Below are 16,750 nucleotides of genomic sequence, written 5' to 3' on the forward strand. Positions count from 1 at the left end.
GTTCTACCTCAGCTTCAGGGTGGCAAGGCCAATCAGCACGAGAATCACGGTGATGATCCAGAAACGGACGATCACGCGCGGCTCGGGCCAGCCCTTGAGTTCAAAATGGTGGTGGATCGGTGCCATGCGGAACACACGGCGACCGGTCAGCTTAAAGGACGCAACCTGAATGACGACTGACAGGGTTTCCATCACGAACACGCCGCCCATGATGAACAGGACGATTTCCTGACGGACGATCACCGCGATGGTGCCCAGTGCCGCGCCGAGTGCCAGTGCACCGACGTCGCCCATGAACACTTGCGCCGGATAGGTGTTAAACCAGAGAAAGCCGAGGCCGGCACCGATCAGCGCACCGCAGAACACGATCAGTTCACCCGCGCCCGGCACGTAAGGGATCAGCAGGTACTCAGCGAATTTCACGTTACCCGACAGGTAGCAAAAGATGCCGAGGCCACCGCCGACCATCACGGTTGGCATGATCGCCAGACCGTCGAGGCCGTCAGTCAGGTTGACTGCGTTGCTCGAACCGACGATCACGAAGTAAGTCAGCACGATGAAACCGAGGCCCAGCGGAATGCTGTAGTCCTTGAGCATCGGCAGGATCAGCGTGGTTTCCACCGGGGTGGAGGCGGTCATATAAAGGAAGATCGCCGCGCCGAGGCCGAACACCGACTGCCAGAAATACTTCCAGCGGCTCGGCAAGCCACGGGAGTTCTTCTCGATGACCTTGCGGTAATCGTCGACCCAACCGATGGCGCCGAACAGCAGAGTCACCAGCAAAACAGTCCAGACGTAGCGGTTGCTCAGGTCAGCCCAAAGCAGGGTGCTGACGCCGATCGAAGACAGAATCAGCGCGCCGCCCATGGTCGGGGTGCCCGACTTGGACAGGTGCGATTGCGGACCGTCGTTACGCACGGATTGACCGATCTGACGGTTCTGCAGGGTGCGGATCATCCACGGGCCATAGCACAGCGACAAAACCAGCGCGGTCAGCACACCGAGGATCCCGCGCAGGGTCAGGTACTGAAAGACCGCGAAGCCTTTGTAGAACTGTTGCAGATACTCCGCTAGCAGCAGCAGCATTAATGTTTCTCCAGACTGGGCCCGCACAGAGCCGCAACGATGTTTTCCATCGCTGCACTGCGCGAACCCTTGATCAAAATGGTGGTGTTTGTGTCCTGCTCGGCGTCGAGGGCCTGAATCAGTTCGGCTTGGCTGCCGAAGTGATAGGCCTGTTCACCGAAAGCGTTTACGGCGTGAACCATGTTTGGCCCAACGGCATAAAGCGCGGAAACCTTGCCCCGGGCGTACTCGCCCACGTCGCGGTGCCCCTGCTCCGCCCAATCGCCCAACTCGCCGATATCTCCGAGCACCAGGACGGTGCGGCCGGAAAAGCCGGCGAGTATATCAACGGCCGCGCACATCGAGGTGGGGTTTGCGTTGTAAGTGTCATCGATCACGCGCATACCGTTTTTCGCCAGTTGCGCGACGGTGCGACCCTTGACCGGTTGCACGGCGCCAAGCCCGGTGGCGATGCCGAACAGCGACACGCCCAAGGCGTGAGCGGCAGCGGCGGCAGCCATGGAATTGGCGACGTTATGGGTGCCGAGCAGGTTCAGTTGAACGTGCTCGACACCTTCTTCAGGTGTGTGCAGATTGAAGGCCGGGCAACCACGGGCATCAGTGGTCAGGTCGCTGGCGTAGAAGTCAGCCTGAGTGTTGCTCAGGGCGAAGGTCAGCACTTTGCGCACACCCGCACGGGTCTTCCAGATGCCGAAGGCTTTGTCATCGAGGTTGAGCACGGCGACACCATCAGCCGCCAGCCCGTCGATGATTTCGCCTTTGGCTTCGACGATTTTTTCCGGGCCGCCAAACTCACCAACGTGCGCGGTGCCGGCATTGTTGAGGATCGCCACGTGAGGCTTGGTCAAGCCAACGGTGTAAGCGATTTCGCCGAGACGCGAGGCGCCCAGTTCGATCACCGCCGAAGTGTGTTCCGGGGCCAATTCGAGCAGGGTCAGCGGCGCGCCGAGGTCGTTGTTCAGATTGCCACGGGTCGCCAATACCGGACCGCGCGTGCGCAGGATGCTCGCGAGCATTTCCTTGACCGTGGTCTTGCCGCTGGAGCCAGTGATGGCAGCGACTGGCTGGGTGAATGCAGCACGGTTCAGCGCACCCAATTGGCCCAGGGCCTGACGGGTGTCTTTGACCAGCAGTTGCGGCAGCGTGCTGTCGGCAACTTCACGTTCGACCAGTGCAGCGACGGCGCCTTTGGCGGCGACATCGTTCAAGTAGTCATGACCGTCGAAACGCGGGCCGGTCAACGCAATAAACAGTTGACCCGGCTGGATCGCACGGCTGTCGATGCTGACGCCGTCGAAACTGGCATCGGCGGCGATCAAACGTGCGTCGAGCGCGTTGGTCAGTTCGCTGAGTTTGAGGGCCTTAAGCATGGGCCACCTCCCACGCGGTCAGGGCGTGATCAGCCTCGACCAGATCAGAGAAGGCATGGCGCTCGCCGTTGATTTCCTGATAGTCCTCGTGACCTTTACCGGCCAGAACAATCACGTCATCAGCCGAGGCGCCGGCAATCAGTTGTGCAATCGCCTGACCACGGCCGGCGACGAAGGTGACTTTATCCACAGCCGTGAAACCGGCGCGGATGTCATCGAAAATCACTGCCGGATCTTCAGTGCGCGGGTTGTCGTCGGTGACCAGCACCTGATCGGCCAGACGCTCGACCACTTCGGCCATCAACGGACGCTTGCCGCGATCACGGTCGCCGCCGCAGCCGAACAGGCACAGCAGTTGACCTTTGACGTGCGGGCGCAACGCGGTCAGTACTTTCTCCAGTGCATCCGGGGTGTGGGCGTAATCGACCACCACCAACGGCTGCGTGCCGCCACCCAGACGCTGCATGCGACCGGCCGGGCCCTCGAGTTTCGGCAGTACTTTGAGAATTTCGTCGAGCGCGTAATCCAGACCGAGCAAGGCACCGACCGCTGCCAGTACGTTGCTCAGATTGAAACGACCGAGCAGGGTGCTACGCAGATGATGTTCACCCTGCGGCGTGACCAGTGTGGCGCGCACGCCGTGATCGTCGAACTGCGCTTCGCGGCAGAACAGGTAAGCGCTGCTGTCGAGCAGGCTGTAGGTGATCAAGCGCGATTCACGTTTTTCCGCGGCCAGTTGCCGACCGAAATCGTCGTCGAGGTTGACCACGCGGCACTTCAGATCATTCCAGGCGAACAGCTTGGCCTTGGCCTCGGCGTACGCCTCCATAGTGCCGTGATAATCCAGATGATCGCGGGACAGGTTGGTCATCACCGCGACGTCGAACGCCAGCGCCGTCACGCGGCCCTGATCCAGACCGTGGGACGACACTTCCATGGCCACGGCTTTGGCGCCGGCCTTTTTCAGGTCGCCCAAGGTCGCTTGCACCGCGATCGGATTCGGCGTGGTGTGCAGACCGCTTTGCAGTGCGCCATAGAAGCCGGAACCCAAGGTCCCGACGATGCCGCAATGCTGGCCGAGCAAATCCAGCGCCTGCGCGACCAATTGGGTCACGCTGGTTTTACCATTGGTGCCGGTCACGCCAATCAGGTTCAGGTGATGACTTGGCTCACCGTAAAAACGCCCGGCGATGTCCGACAGCTGCGCTGCCAGGCCTTTGACCGGAATCAGCGGCACGTCAGTGATCGGCAGAACGGTGGCGCCTTCCACTTCATAGGCTACAGCCGCAGCGCCACGCTGCAAGGCATCGGCGATGTGCGCACGGCCATCGAATTTGCCGCCCGGCACGGCGAGGAACAAATCGCCCGCGCGCACGTTGCGGCTGTCCAGCGCCAGTTCACGGATCAACAGATCGTGGCCGGCGTGGGGGAATATCTTGTTCAGACTTAATGACATCAGCCGCGCCCTCCATTGGCTTTCAGCGGTATGACCGGGGTGGCGTTGGCCTGCTGTGTCGTCGGCAAGTTGTCCGGCGTTACGTTCATCAGGCGCAGGGTGCCGGACATCACACGGCTGAACACCGGCGCGGAAACCAGACCACCGAAGTAACCGGCCTTGCTTGGCTCATCGATCACGACAACGATGGCGTAACGCGGATCGCTCATCGGGCCGAAACCGGCGAACAGCGAGCGGTAAGAGTTTTCCGCGTAGCCTTTGGTGCCCACCGAGGTCTTGCGCGCGGTACCCGACTTGCCCGCTACGTGATACGCCGGCACCTGCGCACGGAACACGCCGCGCGGCGCTTCGATCACCTGGGTGAGCATGCCTTGCAAGGTTTTCGCCACGGCTTCCGGCAGCACTTGCGTGGTCTGCGGCGGCTTGTCGGTTTTGATCAGGGTCAACGGCGCGAGACGACCGTTGTTGGCCAGCGCCGAGAACGCGTGCACCAACTGAATCGCGGTCACGGAAATACCGTAGCCGTAGGACAGGGTCGCAGTTTCAGCCTTGCGCCAATCGCGGTAGTTCGGCAGGTTACCGACACGTTCGCCCGGGAAGCCGAGGCCGGTGTCCTGGCCGAGACCGACTTTCTGCGCGAGGCGGAAAATCGTTTCACCGCCGATATCGAACGCGACCTTACTCATGCCGACGTTACTGGAATTGATCAGGATGCCGGTCAAGTCGAGCACCGGACCTTCGCTCTTGGAAACGTCCTTGATCGTGTATTTGCCGATCTGCAGGGAGCCCGGATACACCTCGACGGTGTCGCTCGGTTTCCAGCGCCCGGTTTCGATTGCAGCGGCCATCGAGATGGCTTTCATGGTCGAACCCGGTTCGAACACGTCGATCATCGCGCGGTTACGCATCATTGCCGGTTGCAGATTGCGGCGGTTGTTCGGGTTGTAGGTCGGCTGGTTGACCATGGCGAGAATCTCGCCGGTCTTGACGTCCATGATCACCAGGCTGCCGGCCTTGGCGCCGTTCTCGATGATCGCGTTGCGCAGTTCGCGGTTGGCCAGATATTGCAGACGCAGGTCAATGGACAACGCCAAGGGCTTGCCGGCCTTGGCGTTTTTGGTGACCTGAACATCCTTGATCAGCCGACCGCGCCGATCCTTGATGACTTGTCGTTTGCCCGGCACCCCGGCGAGCCATTCGTCATAAGCCAACTCGACACCTTCACGACCGTGGTCATCGATGTCGGTAAAACCGACCATGTGCGCGGTGACTTCACCGGCCGGGTAGAACCGGCGGAATTCTTCGATGCCGTAGACGCCTGGGACTTTCAGATCGAGCACAGCCTGGCCTTGCTCGGGGGTCAGCCCGCGCACCAGATAAATGAATTCTTTGTTGGCCTGGGCTTCAAGGCGCTCGGTCAGGGCTTTGGGATCCTGACCCAGCGCGGCGGCAAGTGCCGGCCACTTCTCTTTAGCGGTTTGCATTTCCTTGGCGTTGGCCCACAGCGTGGTCACGGGGGTACTTACAGCCAAAGGCTCGCCGTTACGGTCGGTGATCAGACCACGGTGAGCCGGAATCGGAATGTGACGCAGACTGCGCGCGTCGCCCTGACCTTTGAGGAAGTCACGGTCAACCACTTGCAGGTCGATGATGCGCCAGCAGATCGCCGCGACCATGATGCCGAGCAGCGCCACCATCAGGCGGAAGCGCCATGGGAACAGTGCGCCTTCGAGTTTCATCATGGCGCCACCATCTTCACGTCAGCCGCGCCAGGAATGTGCATTTTCAGTTGCTCGGTAGCCAGCACTTCGATGCGGCTGTGCGCGGTCCAGGTGCTTTGCTCAAGAATCAAACGCCCCCACTCGGCCTGCGCCTTATCACGCACGCTGAGTTCGTTATAAAGGGTGTTGAGCAACTGCCGGTTCCAGTGCGCGCTGTACGACACGGCGATGGCCGAGACGAGCACGCCGATAAACAGCAGCAGCATCAGAAAGCTGCCGCCGGGCAGTGGCTTGGCGAAAAGCTTGCTCACCGCAGCTTCTCCGCGACGCGCATGACGGCGCTACGGGAACGTGGGTTGGCTTTGAGTTCGGCGTCGGAGGCCGTCTGCGCTTTGCCATGGACTTTGATTTTCGGTTCGAACGCGACATGGCGAACCGGCAGGTTGCGCGGCAGGTTGTCGGCTTCGCCTTTCACCAGCTTGCGCATGAACAATTTGACGATGCGGTCTTCCAGCGAGTGGAAGCTGATCACGACCAGACGGCCGCCAATTTCCAGAGCATCCAGTGCGGCTTCGAGGCCGGCTTCCAGATCACCCAGTTCGTTGTTGACGTGAATGCGCAAACCCTGGAATGCACGGGTGGCCGGGTTCTTGCCCTTTTCCCATGCCGGGTTGGCGACTTTCAATACTTCGGCCAGATCGGCAGTGCGCTCGAACGGTTTGATATCGCGACGCTCGGCGACAGCACGGGCCATGCGACCGGAGAAACGTTCTTCGCCGTATTCCTTGAACACCCGGGCGATTTCCTCAGCCGGCGCGGTGTTGACGAATTCGGCAGCGCTGATGCCGCGGGACGGATCCATGCGCATGTCCAGCGGGCCGTCGTTGAGGAAACTGAAGCCGCGCTCAGCGTCGTCGAGCTGCGGCGAAGACACGCCGAGGTCGAGCAGAATGCCGCTGACCTTGCCGGCCAGACCTTGCTCGGCAACCACCGAACCCAGTTCGGCAAAGCTGCGCTGCACAACGACAAAGCGGCCGTCTTCGGCCGCTAGCGTTTGCCCGGTGGCAATCGCTTGTGGATCTTTGTCAAACCCGATGAGCCGACCGTCCGTGCCGAGCTGGCTGAGGATCAGCCGGCTGTGTCCGCCGCGCCCGAACGTGCCGTCCAGATAGCAGCCATCAGGACGTACGGCGAGAGCCTCGACGGCTTCGTCAAGCAGTACGGTGATGTGGTTAAAGCCGCTATCAATAGTCACAGGATCAAATCACGCAGTTCATCAGGCATCGCGCCCGGTTGTTGAATAGCAGCAAGGTCAGCGGCAGATACCGCGTTCCATGCATCCTCGTCCCACAATTGGAACTTGTTCAGTTGGCCTACCAGCATCGCGCGCTTATCGAGCTTGGCGTATTCGCGCAGACGCGGTGGAACCAGAAAACGACCGCTGCCATCGAGTTCGAGGTCGACGGCATTACCAATCAGCAAACGTTGCAGGCGACGGTTTTCTTCGCGAAGCGAAGGAAGCGCGCGCAACTTGGTTTCAATAATTTCCCACTCGTCGAGCGGATAGACACACAAACACGGATCAACGGCATCAATGGTCACGATCAATTGGCCAGAACTACGCGAATCGAGCTCGTCACGGTACCGGCTCGGCATGGCGAGACGGCCCTTTGCATCGAGACTGATAGCGTTAGCTCCGCGAAACACGTCTGCGTTTCTCCAATTTTTATCGTTTTGAGCTCAAAAAACCCACTTCATGCCACTTTCCGCCACTTGCGCACACTATAGGAATGCGCCCACCACACCGTCAAGGCGCGGATTAAAGGAAAACCCTTACAGAACGGAGATTTAGGAGCATAAAAGGAGGTGCAACGAGAATCTGACGGATACTTTTGACCAATAACTTGATGCAGCACTGAAAGCTGCGCTCGAAAGTTAAAGTAATTTGTTAAGAGTAAGATTTTTTCGGTATTACAAAAGCGCTTCTGCTGTTGATTGAAGCAAGGTGGGAAATGGCTATTACTGCGTTTGCCGCTGCCGGACTTTCAGAGCAGGCCTGCTGATATTACACAGCCCTGTTGCCAATGATTCAAGCAGGGAAAGAAAAAGGTGGAGAGTCGATCTGTAAGCCGGGTTCTGTCTTGAACAGTCATTCGTCTACGATGGCCATCACTGGACATCTTTAGCAACCTACCCGGTCCCAGCGCGGGCCACGCCTTGAGACCCTATTTGGTCTTGCTCCAAGTGGGGTTTACCTAGCCACGAACTGTTGCCAGACGTGCGGTGCGCTCTTACCGCACCTTTTCACCCTTACCGGCGCCGAAGCGCTTAGGCGGTTATTTTCTGTGGCACTTTCCGTAGGCTCACGCCTCCCAGGCATTACCTGGCACTTCGCCCTATGGAGCCCGGACTTTCCTCCCCCCCCTAATTTTCATAGAGGGCAGCGACTGTCCGATCGACTCTCCGCCGCGAAGGTTAACGGCAGAGCGCCCGAAGAACAAGCGCTAAAAGCCTCAAGACCGCTATGGGTGACGGCCTACACGCCTTTCTGTTTCTCCAGCGCGACCTGATACAGCACGTTTTTGCGCTCGCCAGTGATTTGTGCTGCCAACGCGGCGGCACGCTTGAGCGGCATCTCTTCGAGCAACAGATCAAGAATACGCATCGCCTCGCTGCTGACGGCATCCTCGGACTCCGGTGCCGTCCAGCCCGCCACCAGCACTACGCATTCGCCACGCTGCTGATTGCTATCGGATTCGACGAACGCGCGCAACTCTGCCAATGGCAGACCTTTGAGCGTTTCGAAGGTCTTGGTGATCTCGCGGGCGAGCAATGCCTGGCGCTCACCGCCAAACACGGCTTCCATATCCTGCAGACATTCAAGAATGCGGTGCGGGGCCTCGTAGAAAATCAACGTACGCGGCTCTTCTTTAACCGCTTCCAGTCGCGCCTTGCGTCCGACCGACTTGGCCGGCAGAAAACCTTCGAAGATGAAACGGTCAGACGGCAGACCGGCCGCCGACAGCGCAGCGATAAGGGCACAGGCGCCCGGCACTGGCACGACATTGATCCCGGCCGCGCGGGCCTGACGCACCAGGTGATACCCCGGATCGGAAATCAGCGGCGTTCCCGCATCGGAAATCAACGCGACGTTATCACCCGCCAGCAAGCGGGTAATAAAGCGGCTACCTTCATCTCGTTCATTGTGTTCATGACACGCGGCCAGCGGCGTGCCGATCCCGAAGTGCTGCATCAGGCGCGCCGAGTGACGAGTGTCTTCGGCAGCGATCAAGGCCACTTCGCGGAGGATCTTCAGGGCCCGGGCGCTGATGTCGTCCAGGTTGCCGATGGGCGTCGCCACCACATAAAGCGAGCCAGCAGCGGAATTCAGGGAACCTGGAGCAGTCAAAGCGCACACCTCGTGATCGGTAAAAGCGGCCATTGTAGCGCGACACGAGGCTTGCGACGCGCTTCGAGCCACCACGGTTTTGTCCGTGGTTATGCAGCACTGCAACATTTACTTCAGCTAAATCGTCCGATTCACGCCAGTAACATCGCGCCCCGGCCAGTGCTTGGGTACAATTCGACGCTAATTTGATCGAGTATCAGGAACACTTACATGATCGCTTGCCTGCGGCTGTTCACTGCCCTCTGCCTCGCTGCCTTGTTGGCGGCTTGCGCCAGCTCCCCTTCCTCCAGCCTTGGCGAACTTCCACGGACCCCGGATGCCAGCATCGAGCAACTGCTCGAACAGGCTAGCCAGGCGAAAACCCCGGAAAAAGCCGCCCTGCTGCGCCTGAGCGCTGCGGATCTGGCTTACCGTCAGGGTAACGCCGGACAGTCCGCGCAGATCCTTCAACAAGTGCCAATGGAGCAACTGAAGCCAGGCCAGCAGATTTTCGCCAGCACGCTGAATGCTGAACTGGCCATGACCCGCAATCAGCCGAAAGCCGCGCTGACTGCCCTGAGCCATCCAAGCCTGCAGCACTTGGGCGAGATGCCTGAAGAGCAGCAAGTGCGCACCGGCACCGTACATGCCCGCGCCCTTGAGGCCGATGGCCAGACCCTGGCCGCTGCCCGCGAGCGCGTGTTCATCGCGCCGATGCTGCAAGGCGACGCCGCGAGCAAGAACCACGAAGCGATCTGGACCCTGATCGGCTCGCTGCCAACTGATCAACTGCAACCGAACAGCACCGACGATCTCGGCGGCTGGATGGGGCTGGCCATGGCAGTGAAATCCGCTGGCACCCTGGAACAGCAGCAAGCGGCGATCGACACCTGGCGCGCGCAAAATCCAAAGCATCCGGCCGCCATCAACCTGCCGTTGCCACTGACCAAACTCAAGGAACTGGCCAGCCAGCCCCTGAGCAAGATCGCCCTGCTGCTGCCACAGGACGGCCAGTTGGCCGCTGTCGGCAAGGCACTGCGTGAAGGTTTCATGGCTGCGCACTACCAGGCTCAACAGGCCGGGCAAAAGCCGCCAGCGATCGAGTTCTACGACAGTTCCAAGCTGACTTCGATGGACGAGTTCTACCGCAAGGCTCAGGCTGACGGCGTGCAACTGGTCGTTGGCCCGCTGGAAAAACCACTGGTCAAACAGTTGAGCACTCGCCCGCAACTGCCGATCACCACCCTCGCGCTGAACTACAGCGAAGGTGATCAAGGCCCGGCGCAATTGTTCCAGTTTGGCCTGGCGGCTGAAGACGAAGCCCGCGAAGTATCGCGCCGCGCCCGTGCCGATGGCCTGCACCGCGCCGCGATCATGGTGCCGAAAGGCGAATGGGGCGACCGTGTACTGCGTGCTTTCAGCCAGGACTGGCAGGCCAACGGTGGCAGCATCGTCGCCACTGAACGGGTTGATCAGCCGGTGCAACTGGCCCAGCAGATCGCCGACATGTTCCAACTGCGTCAAAGCGAAGCCCGCGCCAAGAGCCTGCAAAATGCCGCCGGCACCAACGTAGCCGCGCAGCCTTCGCGTCGTCAGGACATCGAATTCATCTTCCTCGCCGCGACCCCGCAACAGGCGCAGCAGATCAAGCCAACCCTGAACTTCCAGTACGCTGGTGACGTTCCGGTGTACGCGACGTCGCACGTTTACAGCGCCAGTGGCGACGTCAACCAGTACAACGACATGAACGGCATTCGCTTCTGCGAAACCCCATGGCTGTTGGACACCAGCGACCCACTGCGTCAGCAAGTGGTTGCGCAGTGGCCGCAAGCCGCCGGCAGCCTCGGTCGCCTGTACGCGATGGGTGTGGATGCCTATCGCCTGGCTCCGCGCCTGGGTCAACTCAAGGCCCTGCCAGACAGCCGCATCGACGGTGAGTCGGGCAGCCTCGGCATGACCCAGACCCAACGCGTTGTGCGCCAGTTGCCCTGGGCACAGTTCGTCAGCGGCCAGGTGCAGCGCCTGCCGGATACCCCGCGCTGATGCCTGACAGGTCACGCTCGCAAAGCGGCAAGGATGCCGAGCGCCAGGCGCTCGAGCATCTGCAACAACAAGGTCTGCGCCTGCTGGCGCAGAACTGGTTATGCAAACGCGGCGAGCTTGATCTGGTCATGCTTGATGGCGATACAGTAGTATTCGTTGAAGTTCGCTACAGAAAAAACACTCAATGGGGTGGCGCGCTCGCTAGCATCGATAGGCGCAAGCAGCAGAAACTGATTTTCGCTGCACAGTATTTTCTTCAGCGCGAATCGCGCTGGGCCAATTCCCCTTGCCGCTTCGACGTGGTGGCCATCGACAGCCATCCGAGTCAGCTGAACTGGTTGCAGAATGCTTTCGACAGTTGATCGCCGGCGTTGCGACCCGGACAATCCCACCGACAAATTTTGCTCTTTGCTTTGCGGGCTGCACATTCATGTGCCGGACAGCCGCGCTACTTAAGGTCACACAGATGGACATGCAATCCCGAATTCGCCAGCTTTTCCAGGCCAGTATCGACACCAAGCAACAGGCGATGGACGTACTTGCACCGCACATCGAGCAAGCCAGCCAGATCATGGTCAATGCCCTGCTCAACGAAGGCAAAATGCTTTCTTGCGGCAATGGCGGCTCGGCCGGCGATGCCCAGCATTTCTCTTCCGAGCTGCTCAACCGCTTTGAACGCGAGCGCCCGAGCCTGCCGGCCATCGCCCTGACCACCGACACCTCGACGATCACCTCGATCGCCAACGACTACAGCTACAACGAAGTGTTCTCCAAACAGATCCGCGCGCTCGGTCAGCCAGGCGATGTCCTGCTGGCGATTTCGACCAGCGGCAACTCGGCGAACATTATTCAAGCGATCCAGGCCGCACATGATCGCGAAATGATTGTCGTAGCTATGACCGGACGCGATGGTGGCGGCATGGCGTCACTGCTGCTGCCCGAGGACGTCGAGATTCGCGTACCGGCCAATGTCACTGCACGTATTCAAGAAGTCCACTTGCTGGCGATCCATTGCCTCTGCGATCTGATCGACAGCCAACTGTTCGGGAGTGAAGAATGACCCCTAATCGCCTTGGCCTTCTGGCCTTGACCCTGTGCCTCGGCATCAGTGGCTGCACCTCAGTGGTGAACGCCAGCCGTGAAGCACCGATCGACGACGACCGTGGCACGCGCACCTTCGGTAGCAAGATCGATGACTCGTTGATCGAAACCAAAGTCGGTGTGAACGTGGCCAAGGCCGACCCGGCACTGGACAACGACTCGCATATCGTCGTCACCAGTTTCAACGGTGTTGTCTTGCTGGCCGGTCAAACGCCTCGCGCAGATTTGAAAGCCAAAGCCGAGCAAGCGGCAGCCGCCGTGCAACGGGTAAAAACTGTTCATAACGAACTGCAGGTCATACCGCCGTCCGGCTTCCTGGCTCGCCAGAATGACACCTGGCTGACCTCCAAGATCAAGACGCAGATGCTTACCGACGCCAGCATTCCTGGCTCACGCATCAAGGTCGTGACCGAAAACGGCATCGTCTATCTGCTGGGCCTGCTGACCAAACAGGAAGCCACTCAGGCAACTAATCTGGTTCAGGGCGTTTCCGGCGTGCAGAAGATCGTCAAGCTGTTCGAATACATCGACTGACGCACAACCCCATGTAATAAAAAAGGCGATCCATCTGGATCGCCTTTTTTATTACTTCACCACTTTCAGGCTTGGCCGGCCGCTAGGGCGCGGCGGTTCACTGTCCGGTGGCGGCAAGTCGTCATCCGACTCGATCTCTTCTTCGTCATCCATTGGCGACTCGAGATCGAACACCATGCCCTGACCATTCTCCCGGGCGTAGATCCCCAGGATCGCGCTGATCGGCACGTACAGACTGTGCGGGACACCACCGAAGCGACCTTCGAAGGTCACCACGTCGTTGTCCATGTGCAGATGACGCACAGCACTCGGCGAGATGTTCAGGACAATCTGCCCGTCGCTGGCGAAACCCTGCGGCACCTGCACTGCCGGGTACTCGGAATTGACCAGCATGTGCGGGGTGCAATCGTTATCAACAATCCACTCGTAGAGCGCGCGGACCAGATAAGGTCGACTGGAGTTCATAGCGGCTCCTTAAGCCTTAGCGCATATCGCGTTCGACACCAGACAGACTCGCCTGGAATGCCTCACGCGCAAACGAGCGCTCCATATAATCAAGCAGCGGCTTGGCTGGCCGCGGCAGTTCAATACCCAGAATCGGCAAACGCCAGAGTATTGGCAATAGGCAGCAATCCACCAGACTTTGTTCCTCACTGAGGAAAAACGGCTTGTCGGCAAACAGCGGCGACACGCCCGTCAGGCTTTCACGCAATTCCTTGCGCGCCACGACACGCGCAGCCTCCTTGGACTTGGGATCCAGAATCAGATCCACCAGACCACACCAGTCGCGCTGAATTCGATGAATCAGCAAACGGCTATTGGCACGCGCCACCGGATAAACCGGCATCAACGGCGGGTGCGGGTAACGCTCATCCAGATATTCCATCACCACGGTCGACTCCCACAACGCCAGGTCACGATCGACCAGCGTCGGCAGACTGCCGTAAGGGTTTACCTCAATCAGTTTAGGCGGCTGGCGACCAGCTTCCACATAAATGATCTCGGCGCTGACACCCTTCTCTGCAAGCACAATGCGCACTCGGTGGGAATAGTGGTCGGCGGGGTCGGAGTAACAGGCCAACCGATTGGTCACGCCCATGGCGATCCTCCTCGCTTGTTGAATTTGTCGGAACCGGAAAAACGCGCGCGCCCAGAGGGCGCCTCCCGCAACACCTGGCAAACCAGACGTTGCGCTATCGGAGGCGCCCTTGGGCGCGCGCGATTAACAGCAATGCTTGAAGCGTATCAGTGCACGTCTTTCCAGTATTCACGCTTGAGCAGGTAGGCGAACACAAAGAAGAACGCCAGGTACAGCAAGACATAAGTACCGATGCGCTGATGTTGCAGCTTAACCGGGTTAGCCGAGTAAGCCAGGAAGGTTACCAGATTCTTGACCTTCTCATCGAACTGCTCTTCGTTCAGAGCACCGGATTTCGGCACGATGGTCAGTTGATCACACGCTTCATGAGTCAGAGGCGTACCGGTCAGCGGATCATATTGCTTCTTGCCGTCTTCGACGATCTGCACCTGTTTGCAACCCACGACCTGACGACCTTGCAGGCCGACCAGCACGTTAGGCATGCCGACGTTCGGGAAGACCTTGTTGTTCACGCCCCATGGACGTGCAGGATCTTCGTAGAACGACTTCAGGTAACCGTAGAGCCAGTCGGTGCCGCGTACGCGAGCGACCAGGGTCAGATCCGGTGGTGCGGCACCAAACCAGGTCTTGGCGTCTGCCGGCTGCATGCCGATGTTCATGTGATCGCCAATCTTGGCGCCAGTGAACACCAGTTTCTCCAGCATCATTTCGTGAGGAATGCCCAAATCATCGGCCACCCGCTCGTAACGCTGGAACTTGGCACTGTGGCAACCCATGCAATAGTTGGCAAAGGTACGTGCGCCATCCTGCAGCGCAGCGTTGTCGGAAACGTCGATGTCGACCTTTTCCAGCTCCGGACCACCGTGTTCAGCGGCGAAGGACAGAACAGGCAGAGCAGCAAAAATCAGAGCAAAAAATAACTTTTTCATCAGCCAGTCACCCTTTCCGGAACCGGTTTGGTCTTCTCGAGCCTGGTGTAGAACGGCATCAGGATGAAGTACGCGAAGTACAGGAAGGTGCAGACCTGCGACAGCAACGTCAGAGACGGCGTCGGAGCTTTCACGCCAGTCCAGCCAAGCAGCACAAAGCAAACGCAGAATATGACGAGCCAGACTTTGCTCATCCAGCCTTTATAGCGCATGGATTTGACCGGACTGCGATCGAGCCACGGCAGGACAAACAGGAAAGCAATTGAAGCGCCCATGGCGATGACGCCCATGAGTTTGTCAGGGATTGCTCGCAGGATCGCGTAGAACGGCGTGAAGTACCAGACCGGCGCGATATGCTCCGGCGTCTTGAACGGGTTGGCCGGCTCGAAGTTTGGTTTTTCGAGGAAATAGCCACCCATTTCCGGGAAGAAGAACACAATAAAGCAGAAGATAAACAGGAACACAACGACACCGACAATGTCTTTCACGGTGTAGTACGGATGGAAGGCAATGCCGTCCAGCGGGATACCGTTTTCGTCTTTGTGCTTCTTGATGTCGACGCCGTCAGGGTTGTTCGAACCGACTTCGTGCAACGCCAGAATGTGCAGCACCACCAGACCGAGAATCACGATCGGCAGAGCCACGACATGCAAGGCGAAGAAGCGGTTCAGGGTGATTCCGGAGATCAGATAGTCACCACGAATCCACTGCGTCAGGTCGTTGCCGATCACCGGAATCGCACCGAACAGCGAGATGATCACCTGGGCACCCCAGTAGGACATCTGACCCCATGGCAGCAGGTAACCCATGAACGCTTCAGCCATCAGCGCCAGATAAATCAGCATGCCGAAGACCCAGACCAGCTCGCGCGGTTTCTGGTACGAGCCGTAAAGCAGGCCGCGGAACATGTGCAGATACACCACGATGAAGAACATCGAAGCGCCGACAGCGTGCAGCAGACGCAAAATCGAGCCGTGATTGACGTCACGCATGATGCCTTCGACAGACGCAAAAGCCTCTTCTGCCGATGGCGTGTAGCTCATCGTCAGCCAGACGCCGGTGACGAGCTGGTTGACCAGCACCAGCAGCGCCAGAGAGCCGAAGAAATAGAAGAAGTTGAAGTTTTTTGGAGCGTAATACTTGCTGAGATGGTCTTCCCACATTTTGGTCGCAGGAAAGCGCGCATCAACCCAATCCATGAACTTGCTCATCACGCTTTCTCCGTATCGACGCCGATGACAATCAGGTCATCGGTCTCATAGGAATGCGGGGGAACTGGCAGGTTCAAAGGCGCAGGTTGCGACTTGTAGACGCGGCCAGCCAGATCGTAGTGGGAGCCGTGGCAAGGGCAGAAATAGCCACCGACCCAGTCTTTGCCGAGATCCGCAGGTGCCACTTCGGGACGGAAAGTTGGTGAGCAACCCAGGTGCGTGCAGATCCCGATCAGCAGCAGAATTTCCGGCTTGATCGAACGCACTTCAGGGTCGACATAGGTGGGTTGCGTGGAGTTTTTGGAGGTTGGATCGGAGAGCTGGCCCTCGATCTTCTTGAGATTCCCCAGGATTTCCGCAGTACGGCGGACAATGAACACCGGCTGGCCGCGCCATTCAGCAATCATCTGCTGTCCTGGCTCGATTTTGCTGACATTCACTTTCACCGGTGCACCGGCGGCTTTCGCCTTGGCACTGGGAAACCATGACCCCACGAACGGGACCGCAGCCCCCACCGCTCCTGCAGCACCCACCACGGATGTGGCTGCTACCAAGAAGCGACGCCGGCCTGCATTCACGCCGTCATTGCTCATTCAGTCCTCTCCCATCAGCTTTTGTGGCCTGTTAAATCAGGCATCTACTAAATAAATCAATGTTACTTATAAAAATTTTGCCGAATGGTAATGAAAAGCCCCAATTCTGACAAGGGAATTACCCGGGCTCTTACCCTCAAGCCTTGCAGTATAGGGGGTCTACGGAAGTGGCAAGTTGTCGCAGCGCAATTCTTTGATAAATCACAGGCATAAAAAAAC

General features: G+C 59.0%; 17 protein-coding genes and 1 other RNA gene. 4 read left to right on the plus strand and 14 right to left on the minus strand.

What is annotated here, in order from left to right; genetic code table 11:
- Nucleotides 1-3: 3 nt before the first annotated feature.
- The 9 genes from mraY to rsmI all read right to left on the minus strand — a co-directional run bounded on the left by mraY (nt 4) and on the right by rsmI (nt 9,075).
- A complete protein-coding gene (gene mraY, locus ACOYXH_RS20205) occupies nt 4-1,086 on the minus strand; it encodes a phospho-N-acetylmuramoyl-pentapeptide-transferase (RefSeq protein ID WP_007917000.1) in 1,083 nt (360 codons plus the stop codon).
- Nucleotides 1,086-2,456 carry a UDP-N-acetylmuramoyl-tripeptide--D-alanyl-D-alanine ligase gene (locus ACOYXH_RS20210; protein ID WP_460409914.1) on the minus strand — a complete coding sequence of 457 codons (1,371 nt, stop codon included), beginning with the start codon at nt 2,454-2,456 and terminating at the stop codon, nt 1,086-1,088. Before ACOYXH_RS20210 ends, mraY begins: the two co-directional genes overlap by 1 nt.
- The gene (locus tag ACOYXH_RS20215) at nt 2,449-3,912 is read right to left on the minus strand and encodes a UDP-N-acetylmuramoyl-L-alanyl-D-glutamate--2,6-diaminopimelate ligase (protein ID WP_095050650.1); all 1,464 of its coding nucleotides are present in this window, start codon (nt 3,910-3,912) and stop codon (nt 2,449-2,451) included. The genes ACOYXH_RS20210 and ACOYXH_RS20215 overlap by 8 nt, the downstream gene beginning before the upstream one ends.
- On the minus strand, nt 3,912-5,651 hold the full coding sequence (locus ACOYXH_RS20220; RefSeq protein WP_176471303.1) for a peptidoglycan D,D-transpeptidase FtsI family protein: 1,740 nt from the start codon (nt 5,649-5,651) through the stop codon (nt 3,912-3,914). The genes ACOYXH_RS20215 and ACOYXH_RS20220 overlap by 1 nt, the downstream gene beginning before the upstream one ends.
- A complete protein-coding gene (ftsL, locus tag ACOYXH_RS20225; protein ID WP_007917008.1) occupies nt 5,651-5,944 on the minus strand; it encodes a cell division protein FtsL in 294 nt (97 codons plus the stop codon). Before ftsL ends, ACOYXH_RS20220 begins: the two co-directional genes overlap by 1 nt.
- The gene (rsmH, locus tag ACOYXH_RS20230; RefSeq protein ID WP_371748248.1) at nt 5,941-6,888 is read right to left on the minus strand and encodes a 16S rRNA (cytosine(1402)-N(4))-methyltransferase RsmH; all 948 of its coding nucleotides are present in this window, start codon (nt 6,886-6,888) and stop codon (nt 5,941-5,943) included. The genes ftsL and rsmH overlap by 4 nt, the downstream gene beginning before the upstream one ends.
- The gene (gene mraZ, locus ACOYXH_RS20235) at nt 6,885-7,340 is read right to left on the minus strand and encodes a division/cell wall cluster transcriptional repressor MraZ (protein ID WP_007917012.1); all 456 of its coding nucleotides are present in this window, start codon (nt 7,338-7,340) and stop codon (nt 6,885-6,887) included. Before mraZ ends, rsmH begins: the two co-directional genes overlap by 4 nt.
- A 402-nt stretch (nt 7,341-7,742) precedes the next feature.
- Nucleotides 7,743-8,096: RNase P RNA component class A (rnpB, locus tag ACOYXH_RS20240), an RNA gene on the minus strand.
- 73 nt (nt 8,097-8,169) lie between these two features.
- Nucleotides 8,170-9,075: a 16S rRNA (cytidine(1402)-2'-O)-methyltransferase gene (gene rsmI / locus ACOYXH_RS20245; RefSeq protein WP_093430688.1), complete on the minus strand. Its 906-nt coding sequence runs from the start codon at nt 9,073-9,075 to the stop codon at nt 8,170-8,172.
- Nucleotides 9,076-9,252: 177 nt separating this feature from the next.
- On the opposite strand from rsmI, the gene ACOYXH_RS20250 reads away from it, so the two are divergent.
- The 4 genes from ACOYXH_RS20250 (at nt 9,253) to ACOYXH_RS20265 (ending at nt 12,699) form a co-directional block, all read left to right on the plus strand.
- Nucleotides 9,253-11,064: a penicillin-binding protein activator gene (locus tag ACOYXH_RS20250; RefSeq protein WP_095050648.1), complete on the plus strand. Its 1,812-nt coding sequence runs from the start codon at nt 9,253-9,255 to the stop codon at nt 11,062-11,064.
- Complete coding sequence (locus tag ACOYXH_RS20255; RefSeq protein ID WP_220556973.1) at nt 11,064-11,426, plus strand: YraN family protein; 363 nt, start codon at nt 11,064-11,066, stop codon at nt 11,424-11,426. Before ACOYXH_RS20250 ends, ACOYXH_RS20255 begins: the two co-directional genes overlap by 1 nt.
- A 104-nt stretch (nt 11,427-11,530) precedes the next feature.
- Nucleotides 11,531-12,124 (plus strand): phosphoheptose isomerase, encoded by a 594-nt coding sequence (locus ACOYXH_RS20260; RefSeq protein ID WP_007917022.1) that lies wholly within the window; start codon nt 11,531-11,533, stop codon nt 12,122-12,124.
- A complete protein-coding gene (locus tag ACOYXH_RS20265) occupies nt 12,121-12,699 on the plus strand; it encodes a BON domain-containing protein (protein ID WP_007917023.1) in 579 nt (192 codons plus the stop codon). The genes ACOYXH_RS20260 and ACOYXH_RS20265 overlap by 4 nt, the downstream gene beginning before the upstream one ends.
- Nucleotides 12,700-12,750: 51 nt before the next feature.
- Here the strand turns inward: ACOYXH_RS20265 and ACOYXH_RS20270 are convergent, their stop codons facing one another.
- From ACOYXH_RS20270 to petA, 5 genes are all read right to left on the minus strand, one after another.
- Nucleotides 12,751-13,164, minus strand: coding sequence for a ClpXP protease specificity-enhancing factor (locus ACOYXH_RS20270; protein ID WP_007917024.1), 414 nt, complete (start codon nt 13,162-13,164; stop codon nt 12,751-12,753).
- A 16-nt stretch (nt 13,165-13,180) separates the two neighbouring features.
- Nucleotides 13,181-13,798: a glutathione S-transferase N-terminal domain-containing protein gene (locus tag ACOYXH_RS20275; protein ID WP_007917025.1), complete on the minus strand. Its 618-nt coding sequence runs from the start codon at nt 13,796-13,798 to the stop codon at nt 13,181-13,183.
- 146 nt (nt 13,799-13,944) lie between these two features.
- Nucleotides 13,945-14,727 (minus strand): cytochrome c1, encoded by a 783-nt coding sequence (locus ACOYXH_RS20280; protein ID WP_095050646.1) that lies wholly within the window; start codon nt 14,725-14,727, stop codon nt 13,945-13,947.
- Nucleotides 14,727-15,938: a cytochrome b gene (locus tag ACOYXH_RS20285; protein WP_093430693.1), complete on the minus strand. Its 1,212-nt coding sequence runs from the start codon at nt 15,936-15,938 to the stop codon at nt 14,727-14,729. Before ACOYXH_RS20285 ends, ACOYXH_RS20280 begins: the two co-directional genes overlap by 1 nt.
- On the minus strand, nt 15,938-16,531 hold the full coding sequence (gene petA, locus ACOYXH_RS20290; RefSeq protein WP_003228055.1) for a ubiquinol-cytochrome c reductase iron-sulfur subunit: 594 nt from the start codon (nt 16,529-16,531) through the stop codon (nt 15,938-15,940). The genes ACOYXH_RS20285 and petA overlap by 1 nt, the downstream gene beginning before the upstream one ends.
- Nucleotides 16,532-16,750 lie beyond the last annotated feature (219 nt).

The organism is Pseudomonas sp. Mb7, assembly GCF_054790525.1.